At 61.4% G+C, this 11,981-nt stretch carries 14 protein-coding genes and 1 other RNA gene; 2 read left to right on the top strand and 13 right to left on the bottom strand.

From position 1 onward, the window contains the following. Nucleotides 1-48: 48 nt before the first annotated feature. The 6 genes from ybgC to ruvC form a co-directional block, all read right to left on the bottom strand. Nucleotides 49-480, bottom strand: a complete 432-nt coding sequence (gene ybgC / locus BM364_RS00945; RefSeq protein WP_092419680.1) for a tol-pal system-associated acyl-CoA thioesterase — start codon at nucleotides 478-480, stop codon at nucleotides 49-51. Continuing rightward, nucleotides 480-974 carry an NUDIX hydrolase gene (locus tag BM364_RS00940; RefSeq protein WP_092419677.1) on the bottom strand — a complete coding sequence of 165 codons (495 nt, stop codon included), beginning with the start codon at nucleotides 972-974 and terminating at the stop codon, nucleotides 480-482. Before BM364_RS00940 ends, ybgC begins: the two co-directional genes overlap by 1 nt. After that, entirely contained in the window at nucleotides 971-1,834 is an 864-nt protein-coding gene (locus BM364_RS00935; RefSeq protein ID WP_092419674.1) for a metallophosphoesterase, read from the bottom strand. The genes BM364_RS00940 and BM364_RS00935 overlap by 4 nt, the downstream gene beginning before the upstream one ends. Nucleotides 1,835-1,838: 4 nt before the next feature. Beyond that, nucleotides 1,839-2,882: a Holliday junction branch migration DNA helicase RuvB gene (ruvB, locus tag BM364_RS00930; RefSeq protein WP_092419671.1), complete on the bottom strand. Its 1,044-nt coding sequence runs from the start codon at nucleotides 2,880-2,882 to the stop codon at nucleotides 1,839-1,841. A 103-nt stretch (nucleotides 2,883-2,985) separates the two neighbouring features. Continuing rightward, on the bottom strand, nucleotides 2,986-3,603 hold the full coding sequence (ruvA, locus tag BM364_RS00925; RefSeq protein WP_092419668.1) for a Holliday junction branch migration protein RuvA: 618 nt from the start codon (nucleotides 3,601-3,603) through the stop codon (nucleotides 2,986-2,988). Continuing rightward, a complete protein-coding gene (gene ruvC / locus BM364_RS00920) occupies nucleotides 3,600-4,106 on the bottom strand; it encodes a crossover junction endodeoxyribonuclease RuvC (RefSeq protein ID WP_092419665.1) in 507 nt (168 codons plus the stop codon). The genes ruvA and ruvC overlap by 4 nt, the downstream gene beginning before the upstream one ends. Nucleotides 4,107-4,590: 484 nt before the next feature. On the opposite strand from ruvC, the gene BM364_RS00915 reads away from it, so the two are divergent. Beyond that, nucleotides 4,591-5,373: a GGDEF domain-containing protein gene (locus BM364_RS00915; RefSeq protein ID WP_092419662.1), complete on the top strand. Its 783-nt coding sequence runs from the start codon at nucleotides 4,591-4,593 to the stop codon at nucleotides 5,371-5,373. Between the two features lie 88 nt (nucleotides 5,374-5,461). Here the strand turns inward: BM364_RS00915 and BM364_RS00910 are convergent, their stop codons facing one another. The 7 genes from BM364_RS00910 to BM364_RS00880 form a co-directional block, all read right to left on the bottom strand. Continuing rightward, nucleotides 5,462-6,208, bottom strand: coding sequence for a YebC/PmpR family DNA-binding transcriptional regulator (locus tag BM364_RS00910; protein ID WP_092419660.1), 747 nt, complete (start codon nucleotides 6,206-6,208; stop codon nucleotides 5,462-5,464). Between the two features lie 194 nt (nucleotides 6,209-6,402). Further along, the gene (locus BM364_RS00905) at nucleotides 6,403-7,218 is read right to left on the bottom strand and encodes a TIGR00282 family metallophosphoesterase (protein ID WP_092419657.1); all 816 of its coding nucleotides are present in this window, start codon (nucleotides 7,216-7,218) and stop codon (nucleotides 6,403-6,405) included. Continuing rightward, nucleotides 7,215-7,802: a 5-formyltetrahydrofolate cyclo-ligase gene (locus BM364_RS00900; protein WP_092419654.1), complete on the bottom strand. Its 588-nt coding sequence runs from the start codon at nucleotides 7,800-7,802 to the stop codon at nucleotides 7,215-7,217. The genes BM364_RS00905 and BM364_RS00900 overlap by 4 nt, the downstream gene beginning before the upstream one ends. Before the next feature lie 27 nt (nucleotides 7,803-7,829). Further along, a non-coding RNA gene (ssrS, locus tag BM364_RS00895) (6S RNA) lies at nucleotides 7,830-7,987 on the bottom strand. 65 nt (nucleotides 7,988-8,052) lie between these two features. Next, complete coding sequence (locus BM364_RS00890; RefSeq protein WP_092419651.1) at nucleotides 8,053-9,255, bottom strand: phosphoglycerate kinase; 1,203 nt, start codon at nucleotides 9,253-9,255, stop codon at nucleotides 8,053-8,055. Nucleotides 9,256-9,339: 84 nt separating this feature from the next. After that, nucleotides 9,340-9,630: a hypothetical protein gene (locus tag BM364_RS00885; RefSeq protein ID WP_139232446.1), complete on the bottom strand. Its 291-nt coding sequence runs from the start codon at nucleotides 9,628-9,630 to the stop codon at nucleotides 9,340-9,342. 86 nt (nucleotides 9,631-9,716) lie between these two features. After that, on the bottom strand, nucleotides 9,717-11,528 hold the full coding sequence (locus BM364_RS00880; RefSeq protein ID WP_092419645.1) for an ABC transporter ATP-binding protein: 1,812 nt from the start codon (nucleotides 11,526-11,528) through the stop codon (nucleotides 9,717-9,719). 208 nt (nucleotides 11,529-11,736) lie between these two features. On the opposite strand from BM364_RS00880, the gene rpmE reads away from it, so the two are divergent. Beyond that, nucleotides 11,737-11,958, top strand: coding sequence for a 50S ribosomal protein L31 (gene rpmE, locus BM364_RS00875; protein ID WP_092419642.1), 222 nt, complete (start codon nucleotides 11,737-11,739; stop codon nucleotides 11,956-11,958). Nucleotides 11,959-11,981 lie beyond the last annotated feature (23 nt).

The raw sequence follows: 11,981 nt of genomic DNA, 5'->3' as shown, positions 1-11,981 counted from the left end.
TATGGTGACCAAGTGGTTAACAAAGCGATTCCGCAACCTGCCACCCGATCACTTTGACGGGAGATCATCCAAGGCTGCACGTGTTCCTACGCTCGCGAGTCGCTGACGGAGATCGGCCGGCAGACGAGCGGGACCGCCGGTCAGCTTGATGGCGACGATGGTCACACGGGCGCTGGTTAGTACCGTATCGCCGCGCCTTATGGTTTGGTTGAGGACCAGGCGGACGCCGCCGGTTTCAGCAACCTCGGTGGTGACAGTCAAAAGATCGTCGATACGAGCCGCCCCGGCAAAATCGAGATCCATGGACCGAACGGCGAAGGCGATTCCTTGCTCGGCAAGCTCATGGTGATGGATGCCGAGATCGCGTAAAAACTCGGTTCGGCCGCGCTCGAAGAACTTCAGATAGGCGGCATGGTAAACAAAGCCGGAAAAATCAGTGTCTTCGTAATAGATGCGGACAGGAAACCGATGCTGAGCCATCAGCGGCGCTCGTCATGAACATGATGGATCTGCTGCTCGGGCAGATTACGCAGAAAAGCAGGCAGCCAGGCCGGCAAGAGATTTAGGTCTTCGAGGGCCGTGCCCTCGACCGGAACCCAGAAGAAGGAGAGATCGTGCCCTTCGTCCCGCCGCTTGAGCCAGGGTGAACGGCCATCGGGTCCGTGCCCCGGCAAGGTGACAGCGTAGAAAAAGCCGAGCTCGTGAAAATCCTCGTCGTCGCGGCGGTAAAAGCTTTCGGAGGTGGCGATCATCGCCCCGACTTCGGCCTGCAGCGCCAGTTCCTCTTCGACCTCGCGCGCAAGGCTGATGCGGGAGTGTTCGCCCAGTTCCACCCGCCCGCCCGGCAGCATGCAATAGGCGTCGTCATCTTCCCGGCACACCAACACATGGCCATCGGCGATGATTACGGCGGCGACGCGATAGTTGAAGCGTCCTTGTGGGTGGGGAAAACTCAAGACGTGGCGCTCGGTCACCGTGTCTCTCCAAGTTCGATAACGACAAGTTCGGGTGGGGCCTGGAAGCGCAAGGGGATACCGGAATGGCCCAGACCCGCCCCGACCACCAGATGCTGCCCGTTCTCCACGATGTGCCCATGCAAGAACCGCTGTCCGAAGCCGGAGGGCACGATGGGGGCATGGCCGAATAGGCGGATCTGCCCGCGATGAAGGTGCCCGGACAGTGTCAGTGCCACGCGGCGGGGAACGCTTGGAAAGATCTCCGGCTCATGGGCCATGAGAATGACTGGCGCATTGTCGGTAACGGCGGCGAGGGTGCCCGAGAGATCGGCAAGGCGGCGGCCATCGGGAAATTGGGCGATCTGGTCACCAAGCCCTGCAAGCCAGAATGCCGCGTTGCGCCAGGAAAGCCGGCGTGCGCGATTGACGAGCACGTCCACGCCAGCCTCGATCAGGGCGACAAGCGCCGGCGGATGCGGAACGGCCGCAGGATTGCGCCCAAGGCGGGGATAGTCGTGGTTGCCCAAAACAGCAAATGTCCCTAACGGCGCCTGCAAGTGCGCGAGGCGGGCGGCCCAGTCGCGCGCGGCGATCGGACGGCTAAAGCGCGGGCCTTCTTCGAAATCGCCAAGAAGGAGGACGATGTCGGGCGCAAGAGCATTCGCCTTGGCCACGATGCCCTCAAGCGCTTCCATGTTCACCCAGGGCTCGGCGAAGTGGAAATCGCTGAGCATGACGATGCGAAGGGAGAGTGCGGCGGGCCAGGCTGGAATGGCCGGCGTGTAGCGGGCAATACGGACCTGATCGGGATGGATAAAGGATTGCGCGCCCAAAACATCGAGGCTGCGCCGCAAGGCGGATTTCGCCAGCCGCCGCATGAGCTCAGTCCTCGCCTTCCGCGTCTTCGAAGAGGCTCGATTGCAAGCCCACAAAGCCCTGCGGCACGACCTTGTTCAGATGCTGAAAGGCAATGGCCGTGAGCATGCGGCCACGCGGGGTGCGCTGGATAAAGCCTTGCTGCAGCAAATAGGGCTCGACGATTTCCTCGATCGCGTCGCGCGGCTCGGACAGGGCGGCGGCAATGGTTTCGATGCCGACGGGGCCGCCATTGTAGAAATCGGCGATGGTGTTGAGATAGCGGCGGTCGAGCTGGTCGAGCCCGCGCGCATCCACATCGAGCCGCAAGAGCGCCTTATCCGCAAGTCTCGCGTCGACCTCGTCTGCGCCTTCGACAATGGCGAAATCGATGACACGGCGCAGGAGGCGCCCGGCGATGCGTGGCGTGCCGCGGGAGCGGCGGGCGATCTCGAGAGCACCGTCAGGCGCCATGGGCGTGCCCATGAGCCGGGCGCCGCGGGTGACGATCTTCACCAGTTCCTGCGGCGTGTAAAAATTGAGGCGCACGGGTATGCCGAACCGATCGCGCAAGGGTGTGGTCAAAAGCCCTGCCCGGGTGGTGGCACCGACAAGCGTGAATTTGGCGAGGTCGATGCGCACAGAGCGCGCGGCAGGCCCCTCCCCGATGATGAGATCGAGCTGGAAATCCTCCATGGCGGGATAGAGCACTTCCTCGATCGCAGGATTGAGCCGGTGGATTTCATCGATGAAAAGAACGTCGCGCTCTTCGAGATTGGTCAGGAGCGCAGCGAGATCGCCAGCCTTGGCGATGACCGGGCCGGAGGTGGCGCGGAAACCGACGCCGAGCTCCTTGGCGATGATCTGTGCCAGGGTTGTCTTGCCAAGGCCGGGCGGGCCAACAAACAGCACGTGATCGAGCGCCGAGCCGCGTTTCTTGGCCGCTTCGATGAACACTTCTAGATTGGCGCGTGCATCGGCCTGGCCGACGAAATCGGTGAATCCCGAGGGCCGCAGCGACACATCGAGACTTTCGTCACGGCCGGCGGAGGCAGAGGTAAGGGAAGTCAAAAGAGCGCCTCGCGGAATTCAGTCATATGCGGCAGGCGCAGCGCCTTCCGCTCGAAGGTAATGGCAACCGTGCATTCGACTTGCTCACTGCGGAACAAGCACGTCACTGGCTGAGCTCCCGCAAGCCAAGGCGGATCAGCTTCTCGGTAGGTGTGTCGTCGCCTTCCCGCGCCACCACCCGTGCGAGGGCAGCGGACGCCTGGGCGCTGGAATAGCCGAGATTGGTGAGCGCCGAGACGGCATCAGCGACGTTGGAAGTGGCGGCGCCTTCGCCCAGAGCGGTTTGAAGGCCAAGCGTGCCGGCGTCGACAGCACCAATAGCCGGCACCTTGCCCTTGAGTTCGGTGACGATGCGCACGGCCAGTTTTGGCCCAACGCCATTGGCGCGACCGACCATGGCTTTATCCTGAAGAGCAACCGCGCTCGAAAGCTCGGAGGGCGTCAGCACCGAAAGAATGGCAAGCGCAACGCGGGAGCCGACGCCCTGGACAGTGGTCAGCAGCAGAAACCAGGACTTTTCCGCCTCCGAGGCGAAGCCATAGAGCCGGATCAGATCCTCGCGGAGGATAGTCTCGATAAAAACCACCGCTGCCTCGCCCACCCTTGGCAGGGACTGGAGCGTGCGCGAGGAACAGTGCACCTCATAGCAGACGCCGCCGCAGTCGATCAGCACCCAGTCGTCGCCAAAGCTATCCACGAGCCCCTTGAGCTTGCCGATCATACAAGAGCTCCCATGCGCTTGGCCGAGACGCGGTGATGAGCATGGCAGATCGCCACGGCCAGCGCGTCGGCCGCGTCCGCGCCCTTGAAATCGGCAGCGGGCAGCAGCGTGCGCACCATCAGTTCCACCTGCTTCTTTTCGGCGTGGCCGGTGCCCACGACGGATTTTTTAACAAGGTTCGTAGCGTACTCGGCCACATAAAGCCCAGCTTGTGCCGGAGTGACCAGCGCAACGCCACGCGCCTGGCCAAGAATAAGCGCGGAGCGAGGTCCCGAATTGACGAAGGTTTCTTCGACCGCCGCTTCATCAGGATTAAACTGGGCAAGGATGTCCTTGAGACCAGCTGCAAGCGCAGCCAGGCGATCGGCCAGAAGACCATCGATCGGCGGGGTGACGGTACCCGCCGCGACATAGCTCAGGCGATTATCCTTGGCATCGACAATGCCCCAGCCGCAGCGGCGGAGCCCGGGATCGATGCCGATGATTCGAACGGGTTTGCTCATGGCCTACCTTGTAACAGCTTGGCTCATGCTACCAAGCACAATGTGAACAAAACAGAAACTTCGAGCAACAGCAGGAGGATAAGTCAAAATTTACCCAACCGGGAAACCCGGAATTCACATTCGTACTTCTACTTTGCTTCTGGGACGCAGGGACAATGATTCACGATGACCGGTATAGCAACCGCGCTACCGAAGCAGACGTGGCTTTGGATTATTCGCACGACAGCTTCAACAGCGGGCGCAGCTGCGCTCTCTTATGCGGCAATCGCTTCGTATTTCCTACAATCCGCATCCCCAAAGTTCGAGCCGATACCTGCCCTGGATCGGCCGGCGAAAAAGAAGTCTTGCAGCGTCCAACACGCTGAGGCGCGAAAAGAGCGTCAGTCTCTCTGCATTCACAGTGTGGAGCCAAGCGCCTAGCCGCTCTGCCTGCTGATACCAACGACCTCGACTACGCCGCTTCAAACTTTATCAGGGTGCCGACATGACATCTCCACGCACGGTTGCATCTTTGCAAAGCTGGTCCAGCGTCGCGAAATGGACCGTGTTCGGACCCATCGCCTGCGTCATCGTATCGCTTGTCTGGAACGCGCTGACGTTCTCGGATCTTGGAGCCGAGGCGCTGCGACGGGCGCTGATTTCGGCAACGATCCTGCCGCTGCTGCTGGCCATTCCGCTGTTCTTCTATTTGTCGATGCGCCTGCGTGGCCTTGCCATCACCAATCGCAAGCTTGGGCTGGTGGCGCGAACCGATAGCCTTACATCATGTCTCAATCGCGGTGCGTTCACGGCGCGCGTCGAAACCATTCTTGCTGACGATCACCCAGTGAGCATGGGCGCGCTGCTGATAATCGACGCGGACAATTTCAAGGCCATCAACGACCTTTACGGGCACGATTGTGGAGACGAGGCCCTGACTATTCTCGCGCGGTCCATTCGCTCAGTCCTCAAGCCAGGCGACCTCATCGGTCGCATGGGTGGCGAGGAATTCGGCGTGTTCATGCCCCATATCGATCAGTCCGGTGCCGAACTGGCTGCCGAGCGCATCAGACGTGTCGTGCAACTGGCGCAATTTGCGCCGCGCGGCCAGCCTTATGCTCTGACCGTCAGCATCGGGGGTGCGGTGTTCGCAGACAAGACCGATTTCGCCGAGCTCTTCCGCATCGCGGACCAGCGGCTCTATGGCGCCAAGCATTCGGGCAGGAACCAGGCCGTGATTGTGCATACACTGGATCAGCCGCCCGTGCAGTTCAGGCGATCGGCCTAGGACAGCGCAGAGCCGTCACCGCTGTGCGGCAGAGGCCCTCAGGCAAAACCCGAGGGGCTGATGCTTGTCCAGACGGCGAGTAGCGCCCTTAGCCGGCCAGCTTGGCGGCGTCTTCCTCGCTCATATCGAAGTTGGAATAGACGTTCTGGACGTCGTCATCCTCTTCGAGCGTCGCGATCAGCTTCATCAGGGTTGCGCCCTTGTCAGCATCGATCGGGGTCTGGTTCTGCGGGCGCCAAATGGCCTTCACGCCCTCGGCTTCGCCAAGTACCTTTTCAAGCTCGGCAGCCACGTCGACCATGGCTTCAAAGGCGGTGTAGATATAGTGGCCGTCTTCATCGCTCTCGACATCGTCGGCACCGGCTTCGATCGCCGCTTCCATGACCTTGTCTTCCGAGCCCGCGCTTGCCGGATAGGTGATCTCGCCGACGCGATCGAACATGAAGCCGACCGAACCGGTTTCACCCAGAGCGCCGCCATTCTTGGAGAAATAGGAGCGCACATTGGAAGCGGTGCGATTGCGATTGTCGGTTAGCGCTTCCACGATAACGGCAACTCCGCCCGGGCCGTAGCCTTCGTAGCGGATTTCATCATAGTTCTCTGCATCGCCACCGGCGGCCTTCTTCACGGCGCGCTCGATATTGTCCTTGGGCATGGACTGGGCACGCGCATTGGCAATGGCAAGGCGCAGGCGCGGATTGAAGGCAGGATCTGGCTGCCCCATCTTGGCCGCCACGGTGATTTCGCGCGCGAGCTTGGAAAAGATCTTGGAGCGGATCGCGTCCGACTTGCCCTTGCGGTGCATGATGTTCTTGGCGTGGGAATGGCCTGCCATTCGGAACCTCGGAATGTCTGAATTTGAAGGGCTTATAGGGGGCAGAAACGGAAAATGGAAGGGTGGCGGATACCCCCGGCAGGCCTTCCGTTCGAGAAGAGGTTGGAAGGCACCGCGTGTGCGGAAGCGAGGGTGAGCCCACGGCAAGTTCGTCCTACACCTGACAGAGGAGGTGAGATGGAAGGCTCTTTTGGCTAGAGTTCAGGCAGAGCCTGGCCCAGCGAACCGCCGACGCGCACCGGCAATACCTTGCGTGCAAGTCCGGTCTTGGGATCGGTCTCGACCGCAACCCCGCACAGCGTCGCTTCGCCCTCGGCGGGCGTGAACCGCCCATTGGGGATGCCGGTCAGGAAGCGATTAAGCGGCTCATCGGTTTCCGTGCCAATGATGGAATCAAAATCGCCGCACATGCCAGCGTCGGCCATGAAAGCGGTACCGCCTCGCAAGATCCGATGATCGGCGGTCGGGATATGGGTATGGGTGCCCACAACGAGCGAAGCCCGGCCATCGAGGAAATGCCCCATGGCCTGAATTTCCGAGGTCGCTTCGGTGTGGAAATCGACGATCACGGCATCGACCACTTCGCCCAGCGGTGCCGCCGCCAGAGCCGCCTCGATGGCGCGGAACGGATCATCGACCGGCTGCATGAAGACACGGCCCAGCGCGTTGACCACCAGAACACGATGACCATTGCGCCCCTCGACCATCATTGCGCCGCGGCCGGGTGTCCCGGGCGGATAATTGAGCGGCCGCACCAGTGTCGGCTCACGCTCGATGAAGCTGATCGTTTCGCGCTGGTCGAAGGCGTGATCACCCAGCGTGACAATGTCGGCCCCGGCATCGCGCAAGGCGCGAAAGTGTGGCTCGGTCAGGCCACGGCCATGGCTGGCATTTTCGCCGTTGATGACAACGAAATCAAAGCCATAGTTGGACACTAGGCCCGGCAGGCGCTCGCTGATGGCATCGCGGCCGGCGCGTCCCATGACATCACCCAGAAACAGAAATCTCAAGAACGCTCTCCAAAGAACTGAACGCCTTCCTCGGTCACCACGGCGTCGAGCGGCATATCGTGAGCTTCGCGCGGTATATGATCGAGACGCTGGGCCGAGTAGGCAAGGCCCACCAGCAAGGGACGTCTCGGCAAATGCGCCAGGGTGCGATCATAGTAGCCGCCCCCGTATCCAAGGCGCGTGCCGGCGCTGTCATAGCCGACGAGCGGCACGAGGATCAGATCGGGATCGCGCCGCGGGGCAAGCTCGGAAGGGGCGAGAGTCCCAAAACCTGCTTCATAGAGCGGGGCGTCCGGCGCCCAGACGCGCATCTCGAGGGGCGCGCCGGCATCGGTCACCACCGGCAGAATGACGGTTTGTCCGCATTCGAGCAGACGCACAAGGATCGGCTGGCAATCGATCTCGTCCCGGATAGCCCAATAGCCGGCAACTGCATCTTCGGGGCCAAAGGCGATCTTATCGAAGAAATGAAATGAAGCGGACTGCGCCGCGTCCAAGCGGAAGTCGGGATCGAGTCCGGCGCGGCGGGCAAGAGCTTGCTTGCGCAGGGCGGATTTGAGCACCTCGGCTCCATCTTCCCCCATGCGCGATATGTCTCCGGACCCGATAATCAGAGTGCCGCCCTGGCCGTGGGAATGTCGATCCCGGGAACCTACTCACGTAGGTGGGCGCCGTATGTCCGAGCCCACGGGCCCGGTCAGGGACAGCTCCCTTAGGATCGATTAAGGCCCCGGGGATATGAATGTCCTCACGCGCCGGGCAGCAATTGAGATATAGGCGCTTCCCTGTCCGGGCGCAAATGTCTGATGGCAGATTTGTGTGCGCTGCAAGCGCCTATTTCTTGAGAGCTTCGACACCCGGAAGCGGCTTGCCTTCCATCCATTCGAGGAAAGCGCCACCAGCCGTCGACACATAGGTCAAAGCGTCCTTGACCCCGGCATGGGCGAGGGCGCTGACGGTGTCCCCGCCTCCAGCAACCGAAATCAGGTGGCCGTCATGGGTTCGCTTGGCCACGTGCTTGGCGATGGCGACGGTACCGGCATCGAACGGCTCCATTTCGAAGGCGCCGACCGGGCCATTCCAGATGATGGTGTGAGCATCGTCGATGGCGCCGTTGATGCGCTCGATCGACTGTGGGCCGACATCGAGGATCATGCCATCGGGATCGATGGCGTCGACGCCGTAGAGACGCGTCGGCGAATTGGCCTTGAAGTGCCAGGAAACGACCGCGTCGACCGGCAGGATGATAGCGCAATTGGCCTTGTCGGCCTTGTCCATGATGCGGCGTGCGGTGTCCGCGAGATCCTTTTCGCAGAGCGACTTGCCGACGCCATGGCCCTGGGCGAAAAGGAATGTGTTAGCCATGCCGCCGCCGATCACGAGGCCATCGACCTTGGTCACGAGGTTTTCCAGAAGATCGATCTTGGAGGACACCTTGGCGCCGCCGACGATGGCGACAACGGGCTTCTTTGGCTTACCGAGACCCGCCTCGAGCGCTTCGAGTTCGGCCTGCATGGCAAGTCCGGCAGCAGCGGGCAGAAGATGGGCTACGCCTTCCGTCGAGGCATGGGCGCGGTGGGCGGCCGAGAAAGCGTCGTTCACATAGACATCGCCGAGACTGGCCATGCGCTGCGCAAGCTCTGGATTGTTGGCCTCTTCGCCCGGGTGGAAGCGGGTGTTTTCAAGCACCAGGATCGAGCCTGCAGGCGCCTCCTCGATCGCCTGCCGGGCGGCGCCTACATCTTCCCAGTCCGTCGCAACGAAACCGACCGGGTGACCGGTAACGTCGGCCACGGCGGAGCAGACCTGTTCGAGCGAGAATTCGGGATCGACCTTGCCCTTGGGGCGGCCGAAATGGCTGAGCAGCACGACCTTGCCATCATGGCGCATGATAGCGCGCATGGTGGGCAGAAGCCGCTCGATGCGCGTTGCGTCGCTCACCTTGCCATCCGCCACCGGCACGTTGAGATCGGCCCGCAGCAGCACGACCTTGCCGTCGAGATCGAGTTCATCAAGGGTCTTGAAATGGGCGGTCATGGCCGGGCTCCGAAAACTCACGAAACGTGCGTCATGGCCTAGCAGAGGCGGGCTGATCGGGAAAGCGCTGGTGCGAAAAAACTGTCAGCCTGGCAAGAGCAATTGCCGTATCTGCAGACCGGCAAGAAACGGCAGAGGGCTCAGCGCAGTCCAGCCGGCAAGGCGCAGAAGGTCTTCAACCGTCACATGGCGCGCAAACCCCACGCTTGCCCATGGCGTGACACCAACAAGCCCCACGATGCGCAGATGGCGCCGGATGAGCCAGCCCAGCAGCATCAGCGAAGGCAGCATGAGCAGTGCGAGGCTGTCCACGAGCCCTGCCGCGAGCCATGCGAGGGGCAGGATCGAGTAAAAACGCCGGGTAAGAACAAACATAATCGCCTCCGCTGATGCGCTATCCAGCATCAGGGTTAGGCAGAATGGTTGACAACAGTTTGACGCATTCGTGTGAGGACCCAGCCCTATTCGTCGCCCCGGAACTGGAGCTTGGCCAGTTCCGCATAGCGGCCGCCTTTGCTCACCAGTTCGGCATGCGTGCCCTGGTCGATGATCTGGCCGCCTTCAAGCACAAGGATATTGTTGGCATCGCGGATAGTGGCGAGGCGGTGGGCGATCACAAGCGTGGTCCGGCCCGCCATCAAGTGTTCGAGCGCCTGCTGCACAAGCCGTTCGCTCTGAGCATCGAGCGCCGAGGTCGCCTCGTCGAGCAAGAGGATGGGCGCGTTCTTGAGAATGGCACGGGCAATCGCCAGGCGCTGCTTTTGTCCGCCCGACAGCATTACGCCACGCTCCCCAACGATCGTGTCGTAGCCCTTTGGCAGATCCAGCACAAAATCGTGGACCAGCGCCGCGCGAGCGGCTGCTTCCACTTCGTCATTCGAGGCATCTGGTTTGCCGAAGCGGATATTGTCGGCAATCGAGCCGGCGAAAATGGTCGGCTCCTGTTCAACATAGGCAAAACGTTTTCGCAGATCGGTGAGCCGCACATCGCGGATGTCGACGCCATCCACACGGATGGCGCCGCCCGTGATGTCATAAAAGCGCTGCAGAAGAGAGAGCGTCGTCGACTTTCCCGAACCGGAAGGACCGACGAGTGCCACGGTCTCGCCCTTGGCAACGGCAAAGCTCACCCGATCGAGCACGAGACCGGGCGCAGCGGGATCGTAGTTGAAGCTCACTTTGTCAAATTCGACGGTGCCAAGCGGCGGTACGGGAAGAGCAACTGGTCGGGCCGGGTCTTCGATGGCAGCATTGGTGTCAAGGATTTCGGTTAGGCGTTCGGTCGAGCCAGCAACCGATTGCAGGGTGCCAAGGACCTCGGACACATTGGTCAGCGCGCCCGACGCCATGAGTGCATAGACCATGAACTGGGCCAGCTGTCCTGCAGTGACCGAACCGTCGAAAACCGCGCGCGCGCCCCACCAGACAAGCCCGACAAGTGCGCAGGTGCCAAGAAAAATGACAAGCGAGACGAGGATAGAGCGGGCTCCAAGCCGGCGCACTTCGGCGCGATAACTGGCCTCGGACCGATCCTGGTAGAGATTGGCTTGCACTGTTTCCTGAGTAAAGGACTTGACCGTGCGCGTAGCGCCCAGCATTTCGGTTGCCATTGCTGAGAGGTCGGCCAGCGCATCCTGAGTCTTGCGCGACATGCCGCGTAGGCGCCGAGAATAGGCCACGACCGGCAGAAGAATGGCCGGAACGGCAATAGCGACGGCGAAGGTCAGAACAGGACTTGTCAGCACCATCATGATCAGCGCACCGATGATGGTGACCATGGAGCGCAGAAACAGCGAAAAGCTCGACCCCACCGCGCCGCGGATAATGGCAACGTCGCCATTAAGACGGCTCGTCAATTCGCCCACGCGATTGGTATCGAAATAACGCGCATCGAGCCGCAGAAGATGGGAAAACACCGCTTGGCGCAGATCTGCGATGACGCGCTCGCCAATGACGGAGATGAAGTAGAATCGCGCTCCGCTTGCAACTGCCATGACCGCGGCAATGGCGATGATGATCCCGCCATAGCGTCCTACCATTTCCAGGTTCTGCTCGATGAAGCCCTGGTCGATTACCCCGCCCAGCATTGCGGGAATGGCGAGCGAAGTGACCGCGGAGACAAGAAGAAAAAGGACAGTGAGCGAGAGGCGGACAGGATAGGCCAGCATGAAGGGCAGGAGCCGTCGCAATGGCTGGAGCTTCTTGGGCTGGAGCTTGAGACCTGCAACGGCTTTTTCGCTGGCGCCTTGTGCGGGCACGGCTTCATCGGTCATATCGCTTCGCCGTACTCCATTGCAGCGGACCCTGCGCGGGCCGGTTGCATATAGGCTTCTGCCGGGCAGCGAGCAACAGGCGGAAAACGGGTAAAATTGCCGCCCCCCTGCCCTTGCCTTACCGGGCTCGTTTCTGTAAGAAGCGCGCCAACGTAAAGTTTCCAGCTCTCCGGGCGCCACGGCGCCCGTTTGATTTGAGGCGCATGCTATGAAGTCCGATATCCATCCCGACTACCACACCATCACTGTGGTGATGACCGACGGCACCAGCTACCAGACCCGTTCGACCTACGGCAAAGAAGGCGACACGCTGCAGCTCGACATCGACCCCAAGACTCATCCCGCCTGGACTGGCGGCACGGGTCAGCTGATGGACCGTGGCGGTCGCGTGACTCGCTTCAAGGAACGCTTCAAGGGCCTCGGCATCTAAAACCGATCCTTCTTCACTGCAAA

The organism is Devosia crocina, from assembly GCF_900116545.1.
Classification (GTDB): domain Bacteria; phylum Pseudomonadota; class Alphaproteobacteria; order Rhizobiales; family Devosiaceae; genus Devosia; species Devosia crocina.
This window is presented reverse-complemented; position numbering and strand designations above follow the sequence as displayed.

Bases quoted from the DNA above. Each gene is read 5' to 3' on its own strand.
- rpmE (WP_092419642.1), top strand. From the start codon at position 11,737: ATGAAGTCCGATATCCATCCCGACTACCACACCATCACTGTGGTGATG.
- BM364_RS00880 (WP_092419645.1), bottom strand. From the start codon at position 11,528: ATGACCGATGAAGCCGTGCCCGCACAAGGCGCCAGCGAAAAAGCCGTT.
- BM364_RS00915 (WP_092419662.1), top strand. From the start codon at position 4,591: ATGACATCTCCACGCACGGTTGCATCTTTGCAAAGCTGGTCCAGCGTC.
- BM364_RS00900 (WP_092419654.1), bottom strand. From the start codon at position 7,802: ATGGGGGAAGATGGAGCCGAGGTGCTCAAATCCGCCCTGCGCAAGCAA.
- ruvA (WP_092419668.1), bottom strand. From the start codon at position 3,603: ATGATCGGCAAGCTCAAGGGGCTCGTGGATAGCTTTGGCGACGACTGG.
- BM364_RS00910 (WP_092419660.1), bottom strand. From the start codon at position 6,208: ATGGCAGGCCATTCCCACGCCAAGAACATCATGCACCGCAAGGGCAAG.
- ruvC (WP_092419665.1), bottom strand. From the start codon at position 4,106: ATGAGCAAACCCGTTCGAATCATCGGCATCGATCCCGGGCTCCGCCGC.
- BM364_RS00935 (WP_092419674.1), bottom strand. From the start codon at position 1,834: ATGCGGCGGCTGGCGAAATCCGCCTTGCGGCGCAGCCTCGATGTTTTG.
- BM364_RS00890 (WP_092419651.1), bottom strand. From the start codon at position 9,255: ATGACCGCCCATTTCAAGACCCTTGATGAACTCGATCTCGACGGCAAG.
- BM364_RS00885 (WP_139232446.1), bottom strand. From the start codon at position 9,630: ATGTTTGTTCTTACCCGGCGTTTTTACTCGATCCTGCCCCTCGCATGG.
- ybgC (WP_092419680.1), bottom strand. From the start codon at position 480: ATGGCTCAGCATCGGTTTCCTGTCCGCATCTATTACGAAGACACTGAT.